The sequence below is a fragment of the Streptomyces sp. NPDC048442 genome (assembly GCF_040651475.1).
Taxonomy (GTDB): Bacteria; Actinomycetota; Actinomycetes; order Streptomycetales; family Streptomycetaceae; genus Streptomyces.
In genome coordinates, this window is the sequence record NZ_JBEZKB010000004.1 from 348,939 (window position 1) to 372,760 (window position 23,822).

General features: G+C 69.9%; 25 protein-coding genes. 4 read left to right on the plus strand and 21 right to left on the minus strand.

The genetic code is table 11. From position 1 onward, the window contains the following. Positions 1-29: 29 nt before the first annotated feature. From AB0D18_RS09345 to AB0D18_RS09360, 4 genes are all read right to left on the minus strand, one after another. A complete protein-coding gene (locus AB0D18_RS09345) occupies positions 30-1,313 on the minus strand; it encodes an aspartate aminotransferase family protein (protein ID WP_362414604.1) in 1,284 nt (427 codons plus the stop codon). Positions 1,314-1,422: 109 nt separating this feature from the next. Beyond that, positions 1,423-2,265: a nitrilase-related carbon-nitrogen hydrolase gene (locus AB0D18_RS09350; RefSeq protein ID WP_362414606.1), complete on the minus strand. Its 843-nt coding sequence runs from the start codon at positions 2,263-2,265 to the stop codon at positions 1,423-1,425. 224 nt (positions 2,266-2,489) lie between these two features. Further along, a complete protein-coding gene (locus tag AB0D18_RS09355; RefSeq protein WP_362414607.1) occupies positions 2,490-2,873 on the minus strand; it encodes a PPOX class F420-dependent oxidoreductase in 384 nt (127 codons plus the stop codon). A gap of 9 nt (positions 2,874-2,882) precedes the next feature. Then, a complete protein-coding gene (locus AB0D18_RS09360) occupies positions 2,883-3,326 on the minus strand; it encodes a helix-turn-helix domain-containing protein (RefSeq protein ID WP_362414609.1) in 444 nt (147 codons plus the stop codon). A 92-nt stretch (positions 3,327-3,418) separates the two neighbouring features. Between AB0D18_RS09360 and AB0D18_RS09365 the strand changes: the two genes are divergently transcribed. Beyond that, positions 3,419-4,069, plus strand: coding sequence for an NAD(P)H-binding protein (locus tag AB0D18_RS09365; protein ID WP_362414611.1), 651 nt, complete (start codon positions 3,419-3,421; stop codon positions 4,067-4,069). A gap of 43 nt (positions 4,070-4,112) precedes the next feature. Here AB0D18_RS09365 and AB0D18_RS09370 read toward each other — a convergent pair whose 3' ends face one another. Together AB0D18_RS09370 and ggt are read right to left on the minus strand one after the other, a co-directional pair. Then, positions 4,113-4,373: a helix-turn-helix transcriptional regulator gene (locus AB0D18_RS09370; RefSeq protein WP_362414613.1), complete on the minus strand. Its 261-nt coding sequence runs from the start codon at positions 4,371-4,373 to the stop codon at positions 4,113-4,115. A 259-nt stretch (positions 4,374-4,632) separates the two neighbouring features. Further along, the gene (gene ggt, locus AB0D18_RS09375; protein WP_362414614.1) at positions 4,633-6,492 is read right to left on the minus strand and encodes a gamma-glutamyltransferase; all 1,860 of its coding nucleotides are present in this window, start codon (positions 6,490-6,492) and stop codon (positions 4,633-4,635) included. Between the two features lie 223 nt (positions 6,493-6,715). Between ggt and AB0D18_RS09380 the strand changes: the two genes are divergently transcribed. Beyond that, on the plus strand, positions 6,716-7,465 hold the full coding sequence (locus tag AB0D18_RS09380; RefSeq protein ID WP_362414616.1) for a hypothetical protein: 750 nt from the start codon (positions 6,716-6,718) through the stop codon (positions 7,463-7,465). Here AB0D18_RS09380 and AB0D18_RS09385 read toward each other — a convergent pair. The 10 genes from AB0D18_RS09385 to AB0D18_RS09430 all read right to left on the minus strand — a co-directional run bounded on the left by AB0D18_RS09385 (position 7,462) and on the right by AB0D18_RS09430 (position 17,949). After that, the gene (locus AB0D18_RS09385) at positions 7,462-8,733 is read right to left on the minus strand and encodes a cytochrome P450 (protein ID WP_362414618.1); all 1,272 of its coding nucleotides are present in this window, start codon (positions 8,731-8,733) and stop codon (positions 7,462-7,464) included. The two genes, AB0D18_RS09380 and AB0D18_RS09385, sit on opposite strands and share 4 nt — an antisense overlap. Beyond that, a complete protein-coding gene (locus AB0D18_RS09390; protein WP_362414620.1) occupies positions 8,730-9,503 on the minus strand; it encodes an alpha/beta hydrolase in 774 nt (257 codons plus the stop codon). Before AB0D18_RS09390 ends, AB0D18_RS09385 begins: the two co-directional genes overlap by 4 nt. Positions 9,504-9,760: 257 nt before the next feature. Beyond that, entirely contained in the window at positions 9,761-10,354 is a 594-nt protein-coding gene (locus tag AB0D18_RS09395; protein ID WP_362414622.1) for a hypothetical protein, read from the minus strand. Positions 10,355-10,427: 73 nt separating this feature from the next. Continuing rightward, complete coding sequence (locus AB0D18_RS09400; protein ID WP_362414624.1) at positions 10,428-11,453, minus strand: ABC transporter permease; 1,026 nt, start codon at positions 11,451-11,453, stop codon at positions 10,428-10,430. Continuing rightward, complete coding sequence (locus tag AB0D18_RS09405; protein WP_362414626.1) at positions 11,450-13,111, minus strand: sugar ABC transporter ATP-binding protein; 1,662 nt, start codon at positions 13,109-13,111, stop codon at positions 11,450-11,452. Before AB0D18_RS09405 ends, AB0D18_RS09400 begins: the two co-directional genes overlap by 4 nt. 8 nt (positions 13,112-13,119) lie before the next feature. Beyond that, positions 13,120-14,103 carry a sugar ABC transporter substrate-binding protein gene (locus tag AB0D18_RS09410; RefSeq protein WP_362414628.1) on the minus strand — a complete coding sequence of 328 codons (984 nt, stop codon included), beginning with the start codon at positions 14,101-14,103 and terminating at the stop codon, positions 13,120-13,122. Positions 14,104-14,196: 93 nt separating this feature from the next. Beyond that, positions 14,197-14,586 (minus strand): D-ribose pyranase, encoded by a 390-nt coding sequence (gene rbsD, locus AB0D18_RS09415; protein ID WP_362414630.1) that lies wholly within the window; start codon positions 14,584-14,586, stop codon positions 14,197-14,199. Beyond that, on the minus strand, positions 14,576-15,550 hold the full coding sequence (locus AB0D18_RS09420) for a ribokinase (protein ID WP_362414632.1): 975 nt from the start codon (positions 15,548-15,550) through the stop codon (positions 14,576-14,578). The genes rbsD and AB0D18_RS09420 overlap by 11 nt, the downstream gene beginning before the upstream one ends. After that, the gene (locus AB0D18_RS09425) at positions 15,547-16,656 is read right to left on the minus strand and encodes a LacI family DNA-binding transcriptional regulator (RefSeq protein WP_362414634.1); all 1,110 of its coding nucleotides are present in this window, start codon (positions 16,654-16,656) and stop codon (positions 15,547-15,549) included. Before AB0D18_RS09425 ends, AB0D18_RS09420 begins: the two co-directional genes overlap by 4 nt. 135 nt (positions 16,657-16,791) lie before the next feature. Further along, the gene (locus AB0D18_RS09430; RefSeq protein ID WP_362414636.1) at positions 16,792-17,949 is read right to left on the minus strand and encodes a nucleoside hydrolase; all 1,158 of its coding nucleotides are present in this window, start codon (positions 17,947-17,949) and stop codon (positions 16,792-16,794) included. Between the two features lie 270 nt (positions 17,950-18,219). Between AB0D18_RS09430 and AB0D18_RS09435 the strand changes: the two genes are divergently transcribed. After that, on the plus strand, positions 18,220-19,419 hold the full coding sequence (locus AB0D18_RS09435; protein WP_362414638.1) for an Ig-like domain-containing protein: 1,200 nt from the start codon (positions 18,220-18,222) through the stop codon (positions 19,417-19,419). Then, on the plus strand, positions 19,420-19,956 hold the full coding sequence (locus tag AB0D18_RS09440) for a CocE/NonD family hydrolase C-terminal non-catalytic domain-containing protein (RefSeq protein WP_362414739.1): 537 nt from the start codon (positions 19,420-19,422) through the stop codon (positions 19,954-19,956). It abuts the gene before it with no gap. 42 nt (positions 19,957-19,998) lie between these two features. On the opposite strand, the gene AB0D18_RS09445 is transcribed toward AB0D18_RS09440, so the two are convergent. From AB0D18_RS09445 to AB0D18_RS09465, 5 genes are all read right to left on the minus strand, one after another. Further along, positions 19,999-20,871, minus strand: a complete 873-nt coding sequence (locus AB0D18_RS09445) for an amino acid ABC transporter permease (protein ID WP_362414640.1) — start codon at positions 20,869-20,871, stop codon at positions 19,999-20,001. Next, positions 20,868-21,512 (minus strand): amino acid ABC transporter permease, encoded by a 645-nt coding sequence (locus AB0D18_RS09450; RefSeq protein WP_362414642.1) that lies wholly within the window; start codon positions 21,510-21,512, stop codon positions 20,868-20,870. The genes AB0D18_RS09445 and AB0D18_RS09450 overlap by 4 nt, the downstream gene beginning before the upstream one ends. 16 nt (positions 21,513-21,528) lie before the next feature. Beyond that, on the minus strand, positions 21,529-22,446 hold the full coding sequence (locus tag AB0D18_RS09455) for a glutamate ABC transporter substrate-binding protein (RefSeq protein ID WP_362414644.1): 918 nt from the start codon (positions 22,444-22,446) through the stop codon (positions 21,529-21,531). Between the two features lie 15 nt (positions 22,447-22,461). Continuing rightward, positions 22,462-23,205: an amino acid ABC transporter ATP-binding protein gene (locus AB0D18_RS09460; protein WP_362414646.1), complete on the minus strand. Its 744-nt coding sequence runs from the start codon at positions 23,203-23,205 to the stop codon at positions 22,462-22,464. 173 nt (positions 23,206-23,378) lie between these two features. Beyond that, entirely contained in the window at positions 23,379-23,813 is a 435-nt protein-coding gene (locus AB0D18_RS09465) for a DUF6278 family protein (RefSeq protein WP_362414648.1), read from the minus strand. Between the last annotated feature and the right edge of the window lie 9 nt (positions 23,814-23,822).

Sequence of the window (23,822 nt, forward strand, 5' to 3'; positions counted from 1 at the left end):
CCCTTCTCTGGGACGGTTCCGTCGGCTCGCTAGACGCTGTGCAGGGCTCGGTCAAGGACCAAGGCTCCTGCCTCCGCCTCCGCGACCGTCAGGGAGAGCGGTGGGGCGATGCGCAGCACGCTCGTGTTGTGGCCGCCGCCCTTGCCGATGAGGAGGCCGCCTTCGCGGGCGGCTTCCTGGACGATGGTGGCCGCTTCGGGCCAGGCCTGGTCCGTGCCGGGGCGGACGATCTCGATGCCGGCCATGAGGCCGCGGCCGCGTACCTCCCGTACGCAGGGGACGGTGGCGGCGACCGCGCGCAGGCGTTCCAGGAGGAGGCCGCCGACCCGGCGGGAGTTGCCCTGTAGGTCGTGTTCGAGGAGGTAGGAGAGGTTGGCGAGGCCGGCGGCCATGGTGACCGGGGAGCCGCCAAAGGTGGAGATGGAGCCGGAGTCGATGCAGTTCATGACTTCGGAGCGGGCGACGACGCCGCCGATGGACATGCCGTTGCCGATGCCCTTGGCGAAGGTGAGGATGTCCGGCGGGCCGTTCTCGGCGTGCGCCTGCCAGCCCCAGAAGTGGTCGCCGGTGCGGCCCCAGCCGGTCTGCACCTCGTCGGCGATCCACAGGATGCCGTGCCGGGCGAGGACCTCGCGGAAGGCCGCGTACAGGCCGTCGGGCGGGGAGGTGAAGCCGCCCACGCCCTGGACGGGTTCGGCGATGAGGGCGGCCACCTGGCCCCGGGTCTGGCCGAGTACGTCCTCCAGGTCGGCGACGCACGCCTCGGTGAACTGGGCGTCGGAGAGGTGCGCGTACGGGCCGCGGAAGCGCACGCCGCCGTGCACGTACAGGGTTTGGAGCGGGGAGAGGCTGGTCGGCGACCAGTTGCGGTTGCCGGTGAGGGCCACGGTGGAAAAGGAGCGGCCGTGGTAGCTGTTGCGCATCGCGAGGATCTGATTGGAGCGGCGGTACGTCGTCGCCAGCATCAGCGCGGTGTCGTTGGCCTCCGTGCCCGAGGTGGTGAAGAAGACGCGGGCGTCGGGGATGCCGGAGAGGTGCGCGACCCGCTCCGCCAGTTCGACCATGGGGCGGTTGAGGTAGAGGGTCGAGGAGTGGACCAGGCGGGCCGCCTGTTCGGAGACCGCCTTGGTGACCTCGGGGAGTGCGTGTGCGGTCATCGTGGTGAGGATGCCGCCGAAGAAGTCGAGGTACTTGTTGCCCTCGGCGTCCCAGACGTGGCGGCCCTCGCCGTGGGTGAGCTCGATGGGGTTCTGGTAGTAGAGCGCGAGCCACTCGGGCAGGACGGCCTGGTGGCGGGAGTGCAGGTCGGTCACGGCTGAACCAGTCCTTCGAGGGAGTTCGGGGCAGTCACGGCTGAACCAGTCCTTCGCGGGAGAGCGGGCCGGTCACCGCGGGACCAGTCCTTCGCGGAGTGCGGGGCAGTCACGGCTGAACCAGTCCTTCGTACGCGTCGGGGCGGCGGTCGCGGTAGAACGCCCACTGGTGGCGGACTTCCTCGATGAGGCCGAGGTCGAGGTCACGGACCAGGAGTTCCTCCTGCTTGTCACCGGCCGTCTCGCCGACGAACTGGCCGCGCGGGTCGACGAAGTAGCTGGTGCCGTAGAAGTCGTTGTCGCCGTACTCCTCCTGGCCGACGCGGTTGATCGCGGCGACGAAGTACTCGTTGGCGACGGCCGCGGCGGGCTGCTCCAGCTGCCAGAGGTGGGCGGAAAGGCCGCGGGAGGTGGCCGAGGGGTTGTAGACGATCTGGGCGCCGTTCAGGCCCAACTGCCGCCAGCCTTCAGGGAAGTGGCGGTCGTAGCAGATATAGACGCCGACCTTGCCGACCGCCGTGTCGAAGACCGGCCAGCCCGCGTTTCCCGGCTTGAAGTAGTACTTCTCCCAGAAGCCCTTGACCTGGGGGATGTGATGCTTGCGGTACTTGCCGAGGTAGCTGCCGTCGGCGTCGATCACGGCGGCGGTGTTGTAGTAGAAGCCGGACTGCTCGCGCTCGAAGACCGGGACCACGATCACCATGCCGGTCTCGCGGGCGAGGTCCTGCATCCGGCGGACGGTGGGGCCTTCGGGGACCGCCTCGGCCCAGCGGTAGTGCTCGGCCTCCTGCACCTGGCAGAAGTAGGGGGCGTTGAAGACCTCCTGGAACCCGATGATCTTCGCGCCCTGCCGGGCGGCCTCCCGGGCGTGTTCCTCATGCTTGGCGATCATGGATTCGGTGTCGCCCGTCCAGGTGGCCTGGACCAGGGCGGCGCGTACGACGTGGGCCATGGCTCGTCTCCGTTCAGCCGGGTGCCCCTCCGTCCGACGGGACGTCAGAGACCTTCTACGCCCGTAGAGTTGGGACGTGGATGCTTGAACGTAAGCCTCGCCGGAGAGCGGGGCAAGACCATCGTCGCGAACCGAGCGGAGTCGATCATGTTTCACACCCGCAGGGGTGAACGGACGGCTCTGCGGCTCCGCAACTCTGCGCCTCTGCGGCTCCCCCGGCTCCCCTAGAGTTCGATCTTGATGCCGACGTGCGGACGCTTGCCGCGGCGCAGCAGCGTGGCGGGCAGGTCCGTCAGCCAGAACTGCCAGGTGTACTTGCGGGCGATCAGCTTGCGGACCTCGCGCAGCCCGTCCTCGTCGAGCACGGTCGCCGTGCCCTCGACGGTGGGCGCGTTCGGCTTGAGGCGCCCTCGTACGTCGCAGGGGGCGACGGTGACACTGCCGTTGCGGCGGATGCGCCTGACCTTCCAGGAGTCCGCGTTGGTCCACACGTACAGCGCGGAGCCGTCACCAGCGACCCACACCGGGGTGGCGACGGGGGTGCCGTCCTTCCGGAAGGTGGTCAGGCTGACGTAGCGGGTACGGGCGAAGGCGGCCTGGAGATCCATGGGACGACCCTACGCGCGGTCCCCCGCCCGCGCGGCAAGGAGCTCGGGCAGGTGTGCGCGGGTCCACTCGCACGCCGTGTCGAGCGGGCCCAGGAGGGAGCGGCCGAGCGGGGTGAGCGCGTACTCGACGCGGGGCGGGTTCTCCTCGTACGCGGTACGGGTCAGGAAGCCGTCGCGTTCCATGGCGCGCAGGGTCTCGGTGAGGACCTTCGGGGTGACCCGGTGGAGGGGGACGCGCAGCTCGGTGAAGCGCCGCGGTCCTTCGGCGAGGCAGCGCAGCACCATGCCGGACCACTTGTCGCCGACGCGGAACGGCAGCCGGCGGGCGTCGCCGCAGTCGGGGGCGTCGAAGAGGTCGGCCGGGAGGGGTGCTCGGGGCGTCCCGGCGGAGGCTTCCTTCTCGATGCTCTCCACGCTCGCGGGGTTCTCGACGGGGGCTTGGCTGCTGCTCATCCGTTCGACGCTAGCCCAGTACCTTTGAAGTAACCAGGGGTGCCCGGCCTACCTTCCTCGTCAAGCAGTCCGACGAGACAGGGGAGTTCCAGATGGGCAGCAGGATCGTCGTTTTCGGTGCCGGCGGACGGGTCGGCCGGGCGGCCGTCGCGGAGGCGGTCGGGCGGGGTCATGCGGTGACTGCGGTGGTCCGGGACCCGGACAAGTACCCGGACCTGGGATCCGCTCCCGCCGTCACTGTCGTACGGGGAGACGTCACGGACGTCGCGTCGGTGGCGGCCGTCGCGGCGGGCCACGACGCGGCGGTGAACGCCTCGGCGCGGATGGACATCCCCTCCGAGGAGCACTTCGTGGGAGCGGTCAAGGCACTGGTCGCGGGGCTCGCGGAGGCGGGGGTGGGGCGGCTGGTCGTACTCGGCATCGCGACCACGCTGGAGACGGCTCCGGGGGTACGGGCCATGGACGATCCGGAGTTCCCTGCGGAGTACCGGGCGTTCTCGCAGGGCCACGTGGCGGAGTTCGAGGCGCTGCGTGCGTCGGCGGGCGGGGACCTGTCCTGGGTAATGGTCGTCCCGCCGATGGATCTGGACGCGGCGGGGCCGCGCACGGGGCGCTACCGGACGGCGGAGGGCACGGCACTGGACGGACCGGGGCACCTCTCGCACCCGGACCTGGCGATCGCCCTGCTCGACGAGATCGAGACGCGGCGCCACCACGGGGTGCAGCTCGCGGTGGCGGACTGAGCGACGGCAGACTGAGCGGCCGCGGACTGAGCGGCCGCGGCCGCTAAGGCGCGGGCAGCAGTTCGCTCCGTACGAGAAGTTCGTCGAGGGAGAGGCCGAGCGCGCCCGCGAGGGCGGCGACCGTGAAGAACGCAGGAGTCGGGGCGCGACCCGTCTCGATCTTCCGCAGCGTCTCGGCGGACAGCCCTGCGGCGGCGGCCACGTCGGGCATCGTGCGCCCGGCGAAGGTGCGGGCGTCACGGAGCAGCTGACCGAGGCGTTCGCCGCGTTCGTGCTCTTCGGGGGTGAGGGGGGTGCGGACCATGCCGTTATTCTAATACCTCAGCGGCCGGTATAGTAATTGCCCTCGTGGGCGATCAAGCGGACCGCCGGGCGATTTCGTTCCGCACGGGTGCGTCGTGGCTGATCGCGCAGTTCCCCGCGCCCCTAAAAGCCTGCTCCTCACCCGCCCCCTAGCCCCCTTGGGCAGCGGGGCCGCCCCCCGGGGGGGCGGAACGGGCGGGCAAGGGGGCGGCCCACACGCAGAGCACGCCCCTCCGCGACCGCCCCGCCCGGCCCGGCCCCTACGGCGTCCCCGCCGGACGCACCACCATCGCCGACCCCCCGCCCCGACGGACCCTCTCCGCCGCCGCGATCCACCGCCCGTCGGGCAGCCGCTGGACCCCCGTCGCCGCCCCGATCTCGGGGTTCAGCTTGAAGACATGGCCGAGCGCCTCCAGCTCACCGCGCACCGGGCTCTCCCACAGCCCCGGCTCAAGCTCCGTCGCCGCCGCGTTCCGCTGGCTCGCCCGCGGGGCCGCGATGGCGTCCACCAGCGGCAGCCCCCGGTCCAGGTGACCGACGAGGCTCTGCAGCACCGTCGTGATGATCGTCGCCCCGCCCGGCGAACCGAGTGCGAGCACCGGCCGGTCGTGCCGGTCCAGCACGATCGTCGGGGAGATCGACGACCTCGGACGCTTCCCCGGCCCTGGCAGGTTCGGATCGTGCACCGCCGGGTTCGCCGGGGCGAAGGAGAAGTCCGTCAGCTCGTTGTTCAGCAGGAAGCCCCGCCCCGGCACGGTGATGCCGCTGCCGCCGGTCGACTCGATCGTCAGCGTGTAGGACACGACGTTGCCCCACTTGTCGGCGGCCGTGAGGTGCGTCGTGTTCTCGCCCTCGTACGTCGTCGGCGCGACCGGCCCCGAACTCCCGCACGTGCGCGACGGATTGCGCGGGTCTCCCGGCGGGAGCGGGCTGACCAGGACCTTGTCGTCCTTGATCAGGCACTCGCGCGAGTCCGCGAACTTCTGTGAGAGCAACCCCTTCGTCGGTACGTTCTCGAAGGCCGGGTCACCGACCCAGCGCCCCCGGTCCGCGAACGCGATCCGGCTCGCCTCGATGTACCGGTGGAGGTACGCGGCCTTCGACGCCTTCGAAAGGTTCGTCCGCTCCAGGATGTTGAGCGCCTCGCCGACACTGGTGCCGCCGGACGAGGAAGGGCCCATGCCGTACACGTCCAGGCCGCGGTAGGAGACCTTCGTCGGGGCCGGCCGCTCCGTCTCGTACGCGCGCAGGTCCCGCTCCGTCAGGTCGCCGGTGCGCACCACGCGGGTCGACTTCGGGTCGACCGGCGGCTTGCGCACCGTACGGACGATGTCGCGGGCGAGGTCGCCCTTGTAGAGCGCGCCGACGCCGTCGCGGCCAAGCCTCTCGTACGTACGGGCCAGGTCGGGGTTCTTGAACTTCGAGCCCACGACGGGGAGTTGACCGCCGGGAAGAAAGAGCTTCGCGGAGTCGGGGAAGTCCCGGAAGCGGGCCTCGTTGCCCTGGGTCTGCGAGCGGAATGTCGCGTCGACGGTGAATCCGTCGCGGGCGAGCCGCTCGGCGGGCTTCAGGAGGGTGCGCAGGGACTTCGAGCCCCACGCGTCCAGGGCCGTGTCCCAGGTGGCGGGTGTGCCCGGGGTGCCGACGCTGCGGCCACTGGTCATGGCCTGGTCGGTGGGGATCGGCTTGCCGTTCTCCAGGAAGAGGTTCTTGTCGGCGCTGCGCGGGGCGGTCTCGCGGCCGTCGATGGTGCGCACCTTGCGGGACTTGGCGTCGTAGTACACGAAGTAGCCGCCACCGCCGATGCCCGCCGAGTACGGTTCCGTGACGCCGAGCGCGGCGGCCGTGGCCACCGCCGCGTCGACCGCGTTGCCTCCGCCCCGGAGCACCTCGATGCCGGCCGCCGACGCGTCGGCGTCGACGCTGGCGACCGCGCCGCCGTAGCCGACGGCGACCGGAACCTTGGCCGGCGGGGTCGTACCGACAGACTCAGCGGTGGCAACGGGCGGACTCGCGCTGCCCGGTGGCGCCGCCGCCCCCACCGTGACGACGGCCGCTGTCGCGGCCAGCAGGGACAGTGCCCGTACGGCGGGCCGGGCAGGTCGGGCGGTTCGACGCATGCGTACCTCCAGGCGAAAACAGTCCGCGCAGCGTAGCCCCACCGCCATGCCCCCGCCAGGTGCCGCGGGGCGCGTCCCGCCAGGTGGGCCATGCCGACACCCGCCCGCCACAAAGCCGCAACAAGCCCTCATCCGGGCCGCAACCGGGCGGCAACCGGGCAGCCCGGACCCGTCCGGTACCACCCGCCCCACCGGCCACTCGGGGCCGCTAGCATGCGCGCCCATGAGTGACGACCTCCGCAACATCCTCCTGGGCGTGACAGCCGCCGGCCTCAGCGCCATCATCGGCTGGCTGGCCCGTACGTACCTCTGGCGGCGCAGACTCCGGCGCAAGCAGGCGTTCTTCGGAATGCCGAAGAACGCCGAGTCGCTGCTGGTCGTCAACCGTGAGCCGGGCGGCAGCGACAGCGCCGTCCACCGCTTCGACGTCTTCGCGCTCCTCGAACTCTCCGCCCTCGTCAAAGAATGCGGCGCGCACGCCCAGATCCTCTCCCACGACGTCGCCCAGCAGGGCTTCGGCGAGCGTACGGAATTCTGCGTCGGGGGGCCGGGGTCGAACCGCCGGATGACCGCCCATCTGCAGAGCCTGCTGCCCGGGATCCGTATCAACGTGGACGTGGATCCCTCCCCCGACCGGGGCGCCTTCCAGATCGGCACCGAGCGCTACCGGCTGGAGCCCGGGATCGCCGAGTACGTCCTGCTCGCCCGGCTCACCGTCGGCGACGGCGCCCGCCCCGTCTTCCTCTTCTGCGGGCAGCGCGCCATCACCAACCAGGCCGCGACCCGCTATCTGGCCCGCAATCACGAGAAGTTGGCGCGCAAACACGGCGACCGTTCCTTCTGTCTGCTGCTGAAGGTGGTCAACTCGCAGGCGTACGGCCCCGATGTGGTGGAGCTGGTTGCCGATGTGACGCGGGCGGCACAGACTCCGCTGCCTGTGCCGCCGCGCAACTCCCATCGCGCCGCGGGTTAATCAACCTGTAGTTCAAGGGACTTGAGGCCGTTGATGAAGTGCGAGACGAGACGGCGGGGCGGGGATGCGAGCCGATAGGGCGGCAGGATGCGCAGGGCCTCCTCGTGCAGGACGCGCAGCTGCAGGCGGGCGAAGTGCGCGCCGAGGCAGACGTGCGGGCCGTCGCCGAAGGACACGTGCGGGTTGGGGTGGCGGGTGAGGTCGAGGCGGTGCGGGTCGCTGAAGACGCGCTCGTCGTGGTTGGCGGAGGCGTGGAAGACCACGATCTTGTCGCCGGTGCGCAGCCGCTGTCCGGCGAGTTCGGTGTCCTCGGCGACGGTGCGCCGGAAGCTGAGTACGGGCGGGTGGTGGCGCAGCAGCTCCTCGACCGCCGCCTCCAACTTGAGGGCGGGGAGCATCTGTTGGGACTGGGCATCCTGCGCCAGGGCCAGGAAGCCGCCGGGGGCGGCGCTGCGGACGGTGTCGTTGCCCGCGACGGTCAGCAGGAAGAAGAACATCTCCAGCTCGGGGCCGCTCAGCCGGGTGCCGTCGCCCGCCGCGTGGGCGAGCGCCGTCATGATGTCGTCGCTCGGATGCCTGCGCTTGTACTCCGCCAACTCCCGTGCGTACGCGCACATTTCGCCCAGCATGGCGGGTGAGCGGGGGTTGACCGGGAGTCCGTCGGGGCCGCGTACCGCCTTGTGGGCCTCGTCGGGGTCCTGGTAGGCGATGACGCGTTCGGTCCAGTCGAGGAGCAGACCGCGGTCGCTCTTCGGGACTCCGAGCAGGTCGGAGAGGTTGAGCAGGGCGTAGTCGTCGGTGACGGTGGCGACGAGGTCCAGGACGCCGTCACCTTCGCGGCGGGCGTGGCGCACCGCTGCTTCGAGGAGGTTGCGGGCGCGTTCCCGTACCCGGCCCTCGAAGCGGTCGGTGCGACCCGGGGTGAAGGCGCGGCTGACCAGCCGACGCAACTTGCCGTGCTCCGGCGGGTCCTGATTGAGCATCATGCGTCGGATGAACGGGAGATCGTCCGGGTCGGGGTCGCGGATCTGGGTGGCGCCGAGGCGGGAGGAGAAGGTGCGCGTGTCCTTGAGGACGCGTACGACATCGGCGTGCCGGGTGACCGCCCAGAAGCCGGGCCCCGCGGGCCAGCCCAGGACCTCGTACTCGTCCTGCCAGGCCACCGGGCGGGTGTCGCGGAGCTGTCGGTAGGCGGCGTGCGGGACGCCCTCGGCGTACCGGCGGGGGTCGAAGACGTCGGGGACGTCGCTCGTGACGCCCCCGTTCACGCCGTGTCCGCGCGCAGGAAGTCCTCGACGGTACGCACGAGTTGGAGGGGCACCTCGTCCATGGCGTTGTGCCCGGCGGCCGGGAGTTCCGCCAGCTCGGCGTTCGGGTACCAGCGCATCCAGGTCTGCCGCATGACGTCGGCGCCGAGCGCCGGGTCGAGGGCGCCGACGACGGCGAGGGCGGGGTGCCCGGCCCCCTCGACGTCGGTGTGGAAGTCCTCCCCCGCCCAGGAGTCCAGCCAGGTGCGCATCGCCTTGGGGTCGCTGCGTTCCACCGACTGCCGCACCATGCGGTCGAGCCAGGCGGCGGGGCGTACGCCACCGGTGGTGTTGTCGATGATGACGCGCCGGTTCTCCGGGTGCTCGGCGGCTCCCGCGAACAGCTCCCAGGCGTCGGCAGGCATCTGCAGCCCGCTTGCCGGTACGGGTGAGACGCCGACGAGGCGGCGCACTCGGTGCGGCGCGGCGGCCAGCACCCGCTGGACAACGGCGCCGCCCATGGAGTGGCCGATCAGCGAGAAGCGGTCCCAGCCGTGCTGGTCGGCGAGGGCGAGGAGGTCCGCGGCCCCCTCGGTGGTGCTGAAGTCGCCGGGCACGTCCTTGGCCTCGCCGTATCCGCGCAGGTCGACGAAGGCGTACTGGAAGGCCTCCGGGTCGAGGTCGGGAAGGACCGCCGCGTAGGCGGCCCGGTCCGCGAGCCAGCCGTGGACGGCGATGACGGGGTGGGGGCCGTCCCCGAAGAGGGAGTGCGGCAAAACGAAGGGGGTCACGGACACGGGATCTCCGATCACACGGGGCTGCGGGCCGGTGGGCCGCTGGGCGCGGAATGCAGGCTCGTGCGCCGCGGGGTGGGCGGCGCAAGGTTCACGGTGACGCGAAGGGCGGGCCGTGACAAGGGTGCGACGCCGTGACAAAGGGCGGGCCCGGACAAGAGTGCGACCCTGGCCCTGCCCGTCGGCGGCCGGGCTCGTCAGCGGCGACCGGTCGGCTGGAGGCCCTCAGCGGCGACCCGTCGGCCGGAGGCCCGTCAGCGGCGCTGGTCCTCCACGTGGAGGGTCGGCGGGGCGTACTGCCGGACCAGGGCCAGGACGTCCTCAGGGATCAGCTCGAAGACCATCCGCTCGAAGCACAGCCCCTGCTTGAACTGCGGCGCGCTCCCCGTCATCAGCGAGAGCCGCCGGTACGCGGCCCGGGGCCGGCAGACGTAGGGCAGCGAGCCCTCCGACTCCTGCGCCTCGACGATCACGTACTGGGCGCCCCGCACGCCCACCGCCCGTACGGACACCAAGTCGTCCCACCGGAAGGTCCGTTCCGGGTAGAGCGGCAGCCGCACCGAAAGCCCCCGCGACCCGACCGCGATGCTCAGCGGGTGCACCGCGTACCCCACATAGGTGACGGCGACGAAGAGCAGCAGCAGGCCGAGTGCGGACATCAGTGCGCCGGACAGCGTCGCGTTGTTCGCGCCGTCGACGACCGCGTAGACGGTGTAGCCCCACATCACGGTCACCACCGCTGCGGCGATCGGCAGTGCCATGACCAGCCGTCGCAGCGGCAGCTCGATTCTGGTGCCCTCCGCCGGCACCGCGTCCTGCGGGCCCTTCGGATCCTGTGCATGCGTCATGGAGAGAGCTTCGGCGCTGTGCGGCCCGAGCACCAGTACCCAGCAGTAATCGGCCCTGTCTCCCCGCCGCCCCTCACCCGACCCGGGCCGCGATCCTGCCCCGGTAGTGGTCGACCACCACGGCGATCATGATGACGGCACCGGTGATCATCTGCCGCTGGAAGTCGGAAACCCCCATCAGCAGCAGACCGTTGGTGAGTACGCCCAGCAGGCACGCACCGAGCAGCGTGCCGATCATCGAGCCCTTGCCGCCGGAGAGCGACGCACCGCCGATGACGACGGCCGCGATCGCGGACAGTTCGTACCCGCTGCCGATGATGGGGCTGGCGATGTTGAGGCGGGCCATGTACGTGACGGCCGCGATACCGACGGCGAATCCGGCGATCACGAACACCACGACCTTGACGACGCCCGTACGGTGCCCGGACAGCCGCACCGCCTCCTCGTTCGACCCGATCGCGAAAACCAGCCGGCCGAAGACGGTACGGGTCAGGACCAAGTGGCCGACCACCACCATCACCACCGCGATCCAGAAGAGCGAGGGGATGCCCAGGAGGGTGGAGGTGCCGAAGTGGCTGAAGCCGGGCGGGAAGTCGTACAGCGTCTGCGCATTGGTGTATTCGAGGGCCGCGCCGCGCGCCACGTTCAGCATGCCGAGCGTGACGATGAACGACGGCACGCGCCAGCGCTGGGAGACGAAGCCGTTGACGAATCCGCAGACCATGCCGACCAGGGCCGCGACGACGACCGCGAGGAGAACGGCGACGGGCGTGGACAGACTGGCCGAGGTCAGCACCTCGCCGGCGACGACCGCCGACAGGGCCATCACCGACCCGACGGACAGATCGATGCCGCCGACCAGAATCACGAAGGTCATGCCGACCGCGAGCATCGTATTGAGGGTGATCTCGGTGGCGATGTGCGTGAGGTTGCCGGACGTCGCGAACTTGGGCGCGGCGAGCGTGAAGACGAGCACCAGTACCAGCAGCGCGATGCCGATACCGGCCTCACCCATCGCCTGACGGGTGAGCTGACGGGCGGTACGCCGCTCGGAGGCGGGCACCGGGGCGGCTTCCTTGGCGGGGGCCGATGTGATCATGAGGAGGTCTCACCGTTCTTCGTGAGGGGTACGTCCGTGAACGCGGCGGAAGCGTCCGGGGTGCGGTGGGGCGCGTCCGAGTGGCCGGCAGGGGCGTGGGGGCTGTCGTGGGACGGGTCCGCGCTGCCGCGGGACGCTGCCGTGGCCTCCGTGACGTATCCCGAGTAGGCCAGGGCCAGGATCCGTGAGCTGTCGAAGTCCTCCCTCGCCACCTCCCCCGCGATCCGGCCGCGTGAGAAGACCAGGATGCGGTCGCAGATGCCCATCAGTTCGGGGAGGTCGGAGGAGACGACCAGGAGTGCCTTGCCATCGCCCGCGAGGTCGGTGAGTTGCTGATGGATCTCGTAGCGGGCGCCGACATCGATGCCGCGGGTCGGCTCGTCGACGACCAGGACGTCGGTACCGGCGAGCAGCCACCGGCCGAGGACGACCTTCTGCTGGTTGCCGCCGGAGAGGGCGCGAACCGCGGTGCGCGTAGTGGGTGTTCGCACTCCGAGGCGGTTCACGGCGTCGCGTGCGTACCGGTCCTCGTCGGCCCTCCTGAGCAGGCCGCCGCGCGAGATCCTGCGGGTGGCGGCGAGCGTGATGTTGGCGGCCACCGGCATGTCGAGGACCAGGCCCTGCCCCTTGCGGTCTTCGGTGAGCAGGCTGATGCCGTGCCGTACGGCATCCCGGGGCGTACGGATGCGCACCCGCCGGCCCTTTACGTACACGTGTCCGCCGTCGTGCTGGTCGGCGCCGAACAACGCCCGTACGGTCTCGGTTCGGCCCGAGCCGACGAGCCCGGCGACGCCCACGACCTCGCCCGCGTGCAGCGCGAAGCTGACCGGGCTGCCGCCGCGCGGATGCAGCCCCTCCGCCCGCAGCAGCTCCTCGCCCGCCGGGCGGTCCACGTACGGCGGGTACTCCTGCGCCAGGTCCCGGCCGACCATCAGCCGGATGACCTCGGCGGTGTTCGTCCCGGCGAGATCCTTCGTCACGACATGGCGGCTGTTGCGGAAGACCGTCATGCGGTCGCCGATCTCGAAAACCTCCTCCAGGTGGTGGGAGATGTAGAGGACGGCGGTGCCGCGTGCGGTGAGCCGGCGGATCACTTCGAAGAGGCGTTCCGTCTCCCGCGAGGTGAGGGTGGCGGTGGGTTCGTCCATCACGAGGACCCGGCAGTCCTGCCACAACGTCCGCGCGATTTCCAGGAGTTGCATCTGTGCGATGCCGAGCCGCCCGACCGGGGTGCGCGGCCGGACGTCGAGTCCGACCTCGTCGAGGAGTTCCTGTGCACGCCGGTTGAGGGTGCGCCGGTCGACCATGCCGTACTTGCGGGGCAGCCGCTGGAAGAAGAGGTTCTCCGCGACGGTGAGGTTCGCCAGCAGGTTGAGTTCCTGGTGCACGACCTGTACGCCGCCCCGCATCGCGGCGGCCGCGTCCCTGGGTGCGTACGGCTGCCCGCCCAGCCGCATGGTGCCGGTGTCGGGCGGCTGGATGCCGGCCAGGATGCGGACGAGGGTGGACTTGCCCGCCCCGTTCTCGCCGAGCAGGGCGTGCACCTCCCCCGCCCGCAGCTCAAGCCGTACGTCGTCGAGGGCCTTGACCCCGGGGAAGGCCTTGCCGATGCCGGTGGCCTCCAGGACCACCGGAGCGGCACCCTTCGTCTCACTCATGTGCGTACTCATCCCGCGTCTGCGCCGGTGACGACCTTGACGTCGGTCTTCACCCACGTCTCGGACTTGCCTCCGTCGACGGCCTTCAGCGCCACGTCGATGCCGTCGGCGGCCTGCTTGGCCGCGAACTGGTCGACGGTGGACACCACTTGACCGTCTTTCAGATAGGGCCTGACGGCGGCGATGTTGTCGAAGGAAGCCACCACGACCTTGCCCTTCTTCCCTGCCGCACCGATCGCCTTGACCGCGCCCAGCGTCATCGAGTCGTTGGACGACATGACGCCCTGGATGTCGGGGTGCGCGGTGAGCATGTTCGACAGGACGGTGTACGCCTCGTCGGTCTCCCAGTGCGCGGTCTTGGACTCGACGACGGTCAGTCCGCCGTCCTTCGCGGCCTTCTCGAAACCGGCCTTGCGCTGCTGCGCGTTGGCGGCTCCGGGGTTGCCCTCCAGGATGACGACCTTGCCGCCCTTGCCAAGCTTCTTGGCGAGGACCTCGCCGGACAGCCGGGAGCCCTCGGCGTTGTCGGGTCCGACGAACGGCACGTCCAGCTTCGCGGCCTTGAGCGCGCCGTCGTCGAGCTTGACGTCGATGTTGACGATTTTGATTCCGGCCTTGGCGGCCCGGCCCAGGGGGGCGACGAGCGCCCGGGAGTCGGCGGGCGCCAGGACGAGGGCGTCGGCCTGGTCGGTGATGCAGCGGTTGATGGCGGCGACCTGGCCGTCGATGTCGGTCTCGTTCTGGATGCCGCTGGTCTTGAGCTCCAGGGTGCCGAGCTTCTTGGCGTGGTCCTCGGCACCCTTCTGCATGGTCTGGAAGAACTCGTTCCCGAGGGACTTCATGATCAGGCAGACCGTCGGCCTGCCGTCCTTCTTCTTGGCCTTGCCGCCGCCGTCGGCAGTGGATCCGCCTTCCTGCCCGCAACCGGTGAGGGCGGCGGCCAGAAGCAGCGACGAGGTGACGGAGATGGCGAGGGAAAGCTTGCGGTTCATCGTTGAACTGCCTTCCAGGAAAGGGGAATTGGCGTCTTCCGGTGGTACGCGGGCGGACGGGCCCAAGGCTTCGGGGAGTAAGGGCGCGCGGGGCTAGAAGGGGACTCCCGCACGCAGTACGACGTTGGCGTACGGAGTGGTCTCACCGGTCCGTACAACCGCCCGCGCGCGCCGCGTCAGCTTCTTGAGCCGTGCGTGCGGCACCCGGTCGAGGGGGGTACCGGCGAACTGCTCGTCGAAGAGGAGGAGCAGGTCCGGGTCGCCGGCCTCGTGGGCCACGGTGGCGTGTTCCACGACGAGTTCGTCGAGGACCGCTTCGAGTACGGGCAGGAACGCGGGTTCGCCGCGCCGCCACACCAGGTCGACGACCTCCACTCCGGGCGGCACCGGTAGCCCGGGGTCGGCGACGACCAGCAGGTCGCCGTGGCCGAGGGAGGTGATGATCTCCAGGAGGCGGGGGTGCCAGAGGCCGTCAGTACGCATGGCGCACCTCGTTCGTAGAGTCCTTGGCCGGCCCTGCGGCGGCGAGCAGCGCGTCGACCTCGGCGGTGGAGGGCAGCGAGCCCTGGGCGCCGGGGCGGGTGGTGGCGAGCGCCCCCGCCGCACAGGCCCTGCGTACCGCTTCGGGCAGCGGCGTACCGGAGCCGAGAGACAGTGCCAGCTGCGCACAGAAGGCGTCGCCCGCGCCGACGGTGTCGACGGCGTCGACCGTGAACCCGCCCTCGGTGTAGGTGACTTGGGGTCCTGCGGCGACCGCACCGTCCGCGCCCAGGGTGATGACGACGGTGCCGGGCCCCAGTTTCCGCAGCCCCCGGGCGTGCTCGCCCCAGTCGGCGTGCGCCTGCGGGAGCAGCCCGGCCGCCTCACTCTCGTTGACCACCAACACGTCGACGACACCGAGGAGTTCGGAGAGTTCCGGCTGCACAGGAGACGGCAGCGGCGCCGCGTTGAGTACGACCAGTGCCCCGGCCTCCCTGCCCTCGCGGGCGGCGGCGAGCACGGTGGGCAGCGGCACTTCGAGCTGGAGGAGGAGGGTGTCGGCACTGTGGACGACGGTGCCCCCGGTGAGGCCGGCGAGGGCCGGGACGTCGAGGTGGCGGTTGGCGCCGGGTGAGAGGGTGATGGTGTTCTCGCCGTCCTGTTGCACGACGATCAACGCCAACCCGCTTGCCACACCGGGCAGTTGAGCCACACTCCGATCGTCGACACCTTCCCTCACGAGCCGCTCGCGCAGCTCGCCGCCGAGTGCGTCGTCACCGAGCAGGCCGACCATCCGCACCTCCGCGCCGAGCCGCGCGGCGGCGACCGCCTGGTTGGCACCCTTGCCGCCCGCGCCGCGTACGACATCGGCACCCGAGACGGTCTCGCCCGGCTCCGGCAGTCTGGGCACGGTGACCGACAGGTCCATGTTCAGACTGCCGACCACGACCAGTCGCGCACCACTCACTGGACCTCACCGTTCTCTCCACGAAGTTCTGTCGTTGCGGCACTGTGTTCGCCGCCCGCCGGGTCGGGGCAGCCGCAGGAGCCCCTGGCCAGCAGGGTCACCGGGAGGACGTCCCGGGTGGGGGGCAGGTCGGGTTCCCGCATCCGGTCGAGCAGCCGCCGTACCGCCGTGCGTCCCAGCTCGTCGTACGGCTGGCGCATGGTGGACAGCGCCGGGCAGGTGTACGCGCCGGCGGCGATGCCGTCGAAGGAGACGAGCGCCAGGTCGTCCGGGACCCGGATGCCCAACTCCGTCGCCGCGCGCAGGACTCCGGCCGCCTGCTCGTCGGACGTGACGAACAGCGCGTCCACCGACCGGTCCCTCGACAGCAGGGCGAGCCCCGACCGGTATCCGTCGAGCCGCCCGAAGGAACCGTGCAGCAGGGGCGCCGCTTCGGGGCACGCCTCCCAGCCCGTACGCCCGCCGGATCCGCTCCCCGCCCTGAGTCCGGCCCGCTCCAGTGCCGTGCGCCAGCCGACGACGCGGTCGACGGTGGGGTGGATGCCGAGCGGGCCCGCGATGCAGCCGACACGGCGGCGGCCGTGCGCGAGGAGGTGCTCGGTGGCGGTCTGCGCGCCGCGGGCGTTGTCGACGAGGACGTACGACGTGGCGACCCCGTCGAGCTCCCGGTCGAAGACCAGACTCGGGACCCCCGACCTGGCCAGCTCCGCACGCCAGGCCTTCTCGCCCTGGGAGGGGATCAGCACAAGACCGTCGACCTGGCGGTCCACGAACGTACGGATGTAGCCGGCCTCGCGGTGCGGGTCGTCGACGCTGTTGCCGACGAGCAGGGTGTAGCCGGCGGCCCAGGCGTGGTCCTCCAGCGAGCGGGCCAGCTCGGCGAAGAAGGGGTTCGCGGCGTCGGGCACCACGAGCCCCAGCGTCATCGTGTGGCTCATCCGCAGCGAGCGGGCGACCGCGTTGGGCCGGTAGCCGAGCTCCTTGACCGCCGCGAGGACACGCTCCTTGGTGGCGGGGGCGACGGAGCGGGGCCCGTTGTTGAGCACGTAGCTGACGACCGAAGGCGAGGTGCCCGCGAGCAGCGCCACTTCCTGTCGTGTTGCCATGTCGACCCCCGGGTTTCCGTTGCAGGCATGCATGCAGTCCGGAAAGTCCGTCTGCCGCAACACGAGTTGGCAACTCGTGTTGCGGCGGATTATGAGAAGCAACCCGCGCAACCGCAAGGGGGGCGCGGCACTCGGTCATTCGCTGCGCAGCAGCCCGGTGTAGAGGTCCCAGAACCGCTTGGCGTCCACGTCGAGCACGATCCCCGCCTTGCGGGTGCCCTTCGGGTTGTTCGGCGCGTCGAAGTCGTCGAGCCCGTAGCCGAGCGAACGCCCGTAGTCCTCACCGAAGTTGGCGTTCACGTCGACGTACCGCACATCGGTCCGCTTCGCCACGGCCGGGTCGAGGAAGACGGCTGCGGTGATCGCGTCCCAGAGGAGGTGGGTCGTGTTCGGGTCCTTCGCGAACTCGGGCCCCTGGAGATCCTTGAAGATCTTTTTGATCGGGGTCTGCTTCCCCGCGACGATCGCCTCGTACTGCTTCTTGCCGTAGACGACGTGCTGCGCGGCGTCGTCGGGCACGATCGTCTGCTTGCGGAACGGCGTACGGACCGAGATCCGCGCCGACTCGGGGTCGAACCACCAGTTGAACTCGGCGGCCGGGTTGACGTTCCCCGGCTTGTCGAACGCGCCGCCCATGTAGATCACTTCCTTGATCAGCGGCACGATCTCGGGGTGGGTGCGCACGGCCAGCGCAAGATTGGTCGCGGGCCCGTCGGCGAAGACCGTCACCTGGCGCGGGTACCGCTTGACCTGCTCGACGATGAAGTCCGCAGCCGCCGTGTCCTTCTTCGGCCGGGTCTTCGGATAGCCGCCGTACGGGGGCTTGGCGAGCTTGTCGTACGACGGCGGGCGCTGCGAGTCGAAGGCGCCGGCCCAGGACGGCTTGCCGTACAGCGTACTCTCCGCGCTGAGCCGCTCCTGCCGGCCGGGCATCAGCGGCTCGCCGGCCCCGGCCACCACGGGGATGTCGCTGCGGCCGATGAGCTCCAGCTGCCGCAGGGAGTACGCGGTGCCCTCCTCGACCCAGGTGTTGCCGCTGACGACGGTGACGCCGAGGAAGTCGACGTTCTTGGCCTTGGCCAGCATGAACATGGTGACGGCGTCGTCGTTCAGCTCTCCCATGTCGGCATCGAGGATGACCTTGCGGCCGGTGCCGGCCTGCGGGACCGAGGGCGGCGCGTCCGGCGCCTTCCCGGATACGGGGGCCGACTTCCCGGGTACGGGGGCCGAGGCGGCGACCGAGGAAACGCACAGGGCGGCGGCGATCAGCGGGCCGAACAGTCTCTTGCGCACAGGGGTCCTCCATCGGGAGAGGGCGGGAACGGACCGCGCGATTATCAGAAGCAATCCGGTCAACGGCAAGCCACGGAGCACCCTCTCCCGCAAGGGGCCGTAAGGACCGATGTCCAGGGACCTTGGTCCTTACCCGCTGCGGCACTTGTCACAGAGCACCCCATCCGTTCGGCGCAACCGAGACTTTCCGGATTACCTCCTTACAGAGAGGACAGACACGGACAGACGCTAGAACACGCACGACCACGCACCGCCACGGAGGTTTTCCAGTTGACCCGTATACGCCGCCCGCGCACCCGGCTCCGTACCGCCGCCCTCACGGGCACCGCGGTGCTGGCCGCAGCAGCGCTGACCGCCTGCAACAGCGGCGGCTCGGGCTCTGGATCCGCCTCGGCCGGGGAGACACCGCAGACCAAGGTGTCGGTGAACCTCTCGGGCAAGCAGGCCAAGGCGGGTGACCCGGTCAAGGTGACCCTGACCGACGGCGGCAAAGGCACACTGGACAGCGTGACGGTCAAGGACGCCAAGGGCGGCACCCTGACCGGCCAGATATCCACCGACGGCAAGTCCTGGACCTCGGCCCGCACCACCTCCCCCGGAACCGCCTACACCGTCGAGGCGAAGGCGGCGGGCGCCACCGCCACCAAGGCGGAGTTCACGACGGAGGCGGCCGACAAGGTCAACAAGCTGTCCATGGCCCCCGGCAAGAACACCACGATCGGGATCGCGCACCCGCTGTCGATCGTGTTCGACAACCCGGTCAAGAACAAGGCCGACATCGAGAAGCGCCTCAAGGTCACCACCTCGAACAACACCGAGGGCTCCTGGGGCTGGATGACGGACTACTCCGGCAAGGACCGCGTCGACTGGCGCCCCAAGGAGTACTGGAAGCCGGGTACGAAGGTCAGCCTCGCGGCCGACCTCGACGGCGTGAACTCCGGCAAGGGCGGCGGCTGGTTCGTCCGCGACTACAAGACGAACTTCACCATCGGGAAGAACCAGGTCGTCAAGGTCGATCTGGACAACCACCGCCTCAAGCTGGTCCGCGACGGGCAGACCGTCAAGGACGTCCCGATGTCGGCGGGCACCCCCGGCGGCGACAAGGCGTCCTGGCGCGGCAAGACCGTCCTGATGTCGAAGGAGGGCACCATCAACATGCGCTCCGAGACCGTGGGCCTGGGCGACGCCTACGACAAGATGGTCGACTACTCGATGCGGCTGACCTGGTCGGGAATGTACGCGCACGCCGCCCCGTGGAACAAGGGCTACTTCGGCAGCGCCAACAAGAGCTCCGGCTGCGTGGGCATGAGCGACTCCGACGCGAAGTCGATCTACGACCAGGTGCAGGTCGGCGACCCCTTCGAGGTCACGGGCGACGACGCCAAGGGCACCCAGGAACTCAACAACGGCTACGGCAACTGGAACGTCTCCTGGTCCGAGTGGCAGTCCAAGAGCGCCCTGAAGGCCTGAATCCGGTACGGATCACCCGGCGCGGGTGCCCCCACCCCGCGGAGGACCGCCGACGTGTCCGCCGTCATCGGCTGGGCGCTCGCCCACACCCCCGCCGACGAGGACAAGATCGGTATGGCGGGCGTCAGTTACGGCGCGGGCCTCAGCCTGCTCGCCTCGGGGCACGACAAGCGCATCAAGGCCGATCCGCGCCAACGTCGGGTCCGCAGCACCGCGATATTGCACACACGGGTCACCAGCACCAAGGAGAGCGGCACCCTCGTCGCGTACCTCTACGACGTGGGGCCGCTCGGCCTCGGCAAGCTGGTCAGCAATGCGCCGTACACCTTCCACGGGCAGGAGCCTGGCCGGCCGTTCCCCGTCGACCTGGAGCTGAACTCCACGGCCTACGAGGTCCCGGCCGGCCACCGGCTCGCCCTGGTGGTCGACACCGTCGACCCGCTCTACATCGAGCACAACCCGTCCGGCGCGCAGCTGACCTTCTCGTCGCCCGCGGCCGACCCGAGTTTCGTGTCGGTACCGCTTCGCAACAAGTGATCCCCGGCTGCTGCCGGACAGGCTTGCTCTCTGCTCGTTGAGCTACTGCCTGCCCGGCAGCAGCGTCCCCGCCTCGGCCGGACCGATCTCCACGGCCTCCGTCTTGGGATTGCGCCGCTGGCGCCTGGCCACCCAGTTGGCGAACCAGGAGAGCAGCATGCACATCCCGATGTAGATCGGCGAGATCACCAGAACTACGGGGATGAACGGCAAATCGTAGTCGAGATTGGATGCGATGAGCTTTCCGGCATGGAGAAACTCCTCATAGGTGATCAGATATCCGAGGGAGGTGTCCTTCAGCGCGACCACCAGCTGGCTGATGATGGTCGGCAGCATCGCCCGGACCGCCTGCGGCACCAGGACGTGCGTCATGACCTGCGTCTTGCGCATGCCGAGCGCGTACGCCGCCTCCCGCTGGCCGCGGTCCACGGAGTGCACTCCGCTGCGGAACACCTCCGCGAGCACCGAGCCGTTGTAGAGCGTCAGTCCGGCCACCAGCGCGGGCAGCGGCTGGACCTTCAGCGCCACGAAGATGAAGAAGATCATCACCAGCACGGGCATGGCGCGGAAGAACTCCACGCACAGTGCGGACACCCAGCGCACCGGGCGGTGCTCGGACAGACGCCCGACCGCGAGGAGCGCCCCCAGGGCGAGGGAGAGCACCGCGGCGAACGCGAACGCCTTGAGCGTGTTTGCGAGTCCGCGGAGCAGGAGTTCCTGGATGCCCTTGTACTGGAACGGGTTCCATTTGGCCGCCGTGAACTGGTCGGTGTGGAACAGGAGGTACACGACCCAGCCGACGATCGCGAGCAGCAGGATCGTCGAGAAGACCCCGTACACCAGGTGCCGCTGCCGGGTCTTGGGGCCGGGAATGTCGTAGAGGGCGGTGGACGCCGTCGCAAGTGCACGGCTCATCGGGCGACTCCCCAGCGCTTCTCCAGCACGTGGAAGAGCGCGCTGATGGTGAGGGTGATGATCAGGTATCCGACAGCGATCCAGAGGAAGCTCCAGATGACGCTGTAACCCAGCTCGTTGAGGGTCTTGTACGTGCCGAGGAGCTCGGTGACGGAGAAGGCGCCGGCGATCGCCGAGTTCTTGGCGAGCGCGATGAGCGTGGAGCCGACGGGCGGGATCACGGACCGGAAGGCCTGCGGCAGCACCACCGTCGACAGGGTCTGCCCGAAGGTCATGCCCAGGCTGCGGGCCGCCTCGCCCTGCCCCAGCGGGACGGTGTTGATGCCCGAGCGCAGCGCCTCGCAGATGAACGCGGAGGTGTAGCAGCCGAGCGCGAGCACCGCGAAGAGCTGGAAGGGCAGCACGAGCCCGAACCTCGGCAGCCCCAGGAGCACCGCGAAGAACAGCAGCGTGAGCGGCGTGTTCCGCAGCACCGTCACCCAGGCCGTGCCGAGCGCCCGGAAGGAGCCGACCGGCGAGACCCGGCAGGACGCCATGACGAAGCCGAGCACGAGGGCCAACAGGGAAGCGTAGACGGTCAGTTCGACGGTGCCGAGGAATCCCTTGCCGTAGAGGGAGAAGTTGTCGGTGAGTACGTTCATGTGGGTGCGGTCTCCCTCAGCTCGCCGGGTAGCGGTCGATGGGCGGTGCGGGAGTGGCCTTGCGGCCGGACAGACCGAGCGTCACGTCGTACGCCTTCTGCCAGTCGCCGTCTCTTTCGCGGGCGGCGAGTGCGTCGTCGATCGCGAACCGCAGCGCGTTGTCGCTGCGCGGGACGCCGATGCCGTACGGCTCCTCGGAGAAGGGCTTGCCGACGACCTTCATCTCGTCGGGGACCTTGGCGGCGTACCCCATCAGGATCGTGTCGTCGGTAGTGACGGCGTCGACCTGGAAGGTCAGCAGGTTGTCGACGCAGACCGAGTACGTGTCGTACGCGACGAGGTCCGCCTCGGGGTGCTCCTCGTCGATCCGCTGGTACGGGGTGGATCCGGCGGCGGAGCAGACGCGCTTGCCGGCCAGGTCGCCCGGTCCCTTGATGTCCTTCTCGTCGGTGCGCACGAGGAGGGACTGGCCGGCCAGGTAGTACGGGCCGGCGAAGCCGACGAGCTTCTTGCGCTTGTCGTTGATGGTGTAGGTGCCGACGTAGTAGTCGATCTGCCCGTTCTGCAGGGCTGTTTCGCGGTTCGCGGAGGCGATCGTGCGGAACTGCACCGAGGCGGGGTCGAAGCCGAGCGAGGCCGAGACCATCTTGGCGATCTCGATGTCGAAGCCGGAGTAGCGGCCGCTCGCCGGGTCCTTCTCCCCCATGTACGGCTGGTCCTCCTTGGCGCCGACGACCAGGCGGCCGCGCCGCTTCGCCTTCTCCCAGGTCGGCGAGGAGGGCAGGGAGAAGCCCGAGACGACCTTGTAGTCGGGGAGCTGGTCGCGGCTGGGGCCCTTGACCGGGGGGCTGCCCTCCTTGCCGCAGGCGACGGCGAGGAGCGCCAGCGCGAGGGCGACGAGTGTTCTCTTCGTACGCAGCTTGGTTCGCAACATGGATTCGCCCCCCGCTCAGTGCTTGAGGATCTTGGAGAGGAAGTCCTTGGCACGGTCGCTCGAGGGGTTCAGGAAGAAGTCCTCGGGGGTGCGGTCCTCGATGATGCAGCCGTCCGCCATGAACACGACGCGATTGGCGGCGGACCGGGCGAAGCCCATCTCGTGGGTGACCACGACCATGGTCATGCCGTCGGCGGCGAGCTGCTGCATCACCTCCAGGACCTCGTTGATCATCTCCGGGTCGAGTGCCGAGGTCGGCTCGTCGAACAGGAGTGCCTTGGGGTCCATGGCCAGGGCGCGGGCGATGGCCACGCGCTGCTGCTGGCCGCCGGAGAGCTGGGCGGGGAACTTGTCGGCCTGCGCGGCGAGCCCGACGCGCTCCAGGAGTTCACGGGAGCGCTTGTCGGCCTCTTCCTTCTTCCGGCCGCGGACCTTGACCTGGGCGAGCGAGACGTTGGCCAGGACGGTCTTGTGCGCGAAGAGGTTGAAGGACTGGAACACCATTCCGACTTCCGCACGCAGCTTCGCAAGCGCCTTGCCCTCCTCGGGGAGGGGCTTTCCGTCGATGCGGATGCTGCCCGACTCGATCGACTCCAGCCGGTTGATCGCCCGGCAGAGCGTTGACTTGCCCGAGCCGGACGGGCCGATGACCACCACCACCTCCCCGCGGCCGACGGTGAGGTCGATGTCTTGGAGGACGTGCAACTTCCCGAAGTACTTGTTGACGTCACGCAGCTCGATCAACGGATCGACGGCCATACGCTGCCCTACCCACTCTCAGCTGTGTCGAGGTCAGCGCAAACTATCCATCCCGGAAAGGGACTTCACGCCCGACACGCACAAGAGGGACGAACTGCCAATAGCCGTATTTACGCGGTTGACCCGGTCACCTTTACGTGGTGGACCCGGTCACCTTTACGCGGTTGGCCCGGTCACGCCTCGGAGGCCTCCGCGTACACCTGGGACAGCTCGGGGGCTCCGGTCGCCGCCCAGTCCAGTCCGGCGCCGACCACTGCGATGTCCCGGCCGGAGGCCAGCATCACGACGGGCGTCCCGCTGGGCCACAGGTGCCAGTGGGCCCCGGGAACGGTGCGGACGATCACGGTGCCGAGGTAGAGACCCGCGTCGTTGCCGAACCAGGGCAGCTCCTCCGGATCGTCGCGCCAGCGCGGCGGGAGCTGGTCCAGGGCCTCCAGCGAGGCAGGGGAATCGTCCAGTTCGAGGCCCTGCTGGGCGGCCCGGACACGCAGCAGCTCGCACTCCGCGAGCAGTGCGGCGATGCCCTCCTGATCGGCGTCGTCGGACGTGTCCACCGCCGTGCCGCGCGCCGTGCCATGACGCTTGCGCCAGGTGCCCAAGAAATTCATACTGCTCAG